The sequence below is a fragment of the Bacillus sp. SD088 genome, assembly GCF_017355205.1.
GTDB lineage: Bacteria > Bacillota > Bacilli > Bacillales > Bacillaceae_C > Lederbergia.
On the sequence record NZ_JADIJK010000060.1, the window covers coordinates 1 to 1,992 of the forward strand.

Sequence of the window (1,992 nt, forward strand, 5' to 3'; positions counted from 1 at the left end):
TTTATTAAAAAAGCTCCATTCGGCCGAAAAGATCGACTGATTGGAGCCTTTTTCTATTTTGCCTTGTAAACTGGTATATCGAATACTAAATTATAAGAGTTTACAAGACTATATAAATTGTGAAGTTGATAAATTTGCTTGTTTGCCCAACCAATATCTGTAGCATATTGATGTGTAGCCTTGCCCGTTTTATTAGCCTCGTCTGGATTCCATCTCATTTTGTATAAGGTGTTTTGGTTGGCATGAATATAACCATTTGAAATGTATTTTGCTCCACCAATGATCGCTTGCTCAGGTGTAAACCAGCCTGCATTGTATGCAAACTGTGCCCCTTTAGCAACAGCATCTCCATCGAAGGCGCCTATTCCATACATATTATAAACAGTTTTCCCATTCACTTTCACACCGTTTGCCAAAGTGGATTGACCATTTCCGGTTTCGAGCAGAGCGTGCGAAATTAAATACATTTCATTCACACCTAGTGATTCCCCCGCTTGGATAAACGCAGATGCTTTTCCACTTAATATGCCCTTTCCAGAAAGTATTTGGTTATTAACCTCTTTCTCCTGAACCTTAGTGGAAGTTGCGAGATTGACAAACTGCAAGGATTTAATCGGATCTTCAGCAAAATTATTAGGATCAATATAGTACTTAACATCCTCTGGACTAGCATTCACCCAAGCCTTTTTAAAATCAACTTGGTACCATGTATACCCATCTGTCCCTTTTACTGAAGAAAGAATATTTAACTTCGTACCATTGGAAACTTGTCCAACTGTCCAAAAGCCAGTTCCAGCTCCGCCTCTTACATTCCAGCCAGATCCTTGTACTGTTCCCACATTAGATTTTACGGATAATGCATCTTCTCTAATGTAAGTATCGTATTTTGAATCTGTTTGTGGATTTGCCTTCATCTGTATATCTACAAATTCGTCGATGGTATAATCATATTGACTATAGACTGTTTCCTTTTGTTGTCCCTCTGGAACTTTAATTTCACTTGTTAAATATTGCGTGCTTACATAGCCCTCTTTCCCATTTGCCGATACTTTTGCCCAACCATTTTTCTCTGAGAGAACTTTTACGATCGTCCCTCTGGATAATTTGCTGACAATTGAGCCACTAGTAGAAGCAGAAGAGCGCATGTTTAAGCTTGAACCTGGGTCCACTTCCACATATCGCAAATCTTCTTGAGCATCATTTTCATGATCCTTACTGATCTCATTTGTATCAGAAAGAAACTTGGATTCTATGTATCCTTCTTCCCCGTATGCCTTAACTTTTGCCCAACCATTTTCTTCCGAATAGACAACAACTGGTATTCCAGATGCGATTTTAACCATAACAGAAGATTTCGTTGATGGCTTAGTATACATACTTATTCCAGAAACTGATGCACCTTTAGTATATTTCGTTTGCGGTGTCGGATCGGCGGTTTCTTTTCCTGATTTTAAAAACTGACTGCTCACATACCCAGTCTTCCCATTCACTTTTACCTTTGCCCAGCCGTTGGATTCCGATTCTACGCTTACCGCTACACCATTTTTAAGGCTGCCGATAATTGATGCACTGGCGCTTGCACTACTACGAAGATTTAAGCTCGAACCCGCATCCACTGACACATATTTCGTTTCTGTTTTAGATGGTGTTGGCGTGGATGGTTTGGACGGATTGGTGCTTGTCTTGCCTGTTAAAAATTGACTGCTCACATACCCGGTCTTCCCATTCACTTTTACCTTTGCCCAGCCGTTGGATTCTGATTCCACGCTTACCGCTACACCATTCTTAAGGCTGCCAATAATTGATGCACTGGCGCTTGCACTACTACGAAGATTTAAGCTCGAACCCGCATCCACTGACACATATTTTGTTTCTGTTTTAGATGGTGTTGGTGTGGATGGTTTGGACGGATTGGTGCTTGTCTTGCCTGTTAAAAATTGACTGCTCACATACCCGGCCTTCCCATTCACTTTTACCTTTGCCCAGCCGTTG

General features: G+C 40.8%; 1 protein-coding gene. It reads right to left on the reverse strand.

What is annotated here, in order from left to right; all coding sequences use genetic code 11:
- Nucleotides 1-53 precede the first annotated feature (53 nt).
- Nucleotides 54-1,992, reverse strand: a 1,939-nt coding sequence (locus tag IPU53_RS24595) for an SH3 domain-containing protein (protein WP_242698568.1), incomplete at its 5' end; no start/stop codon positions are given.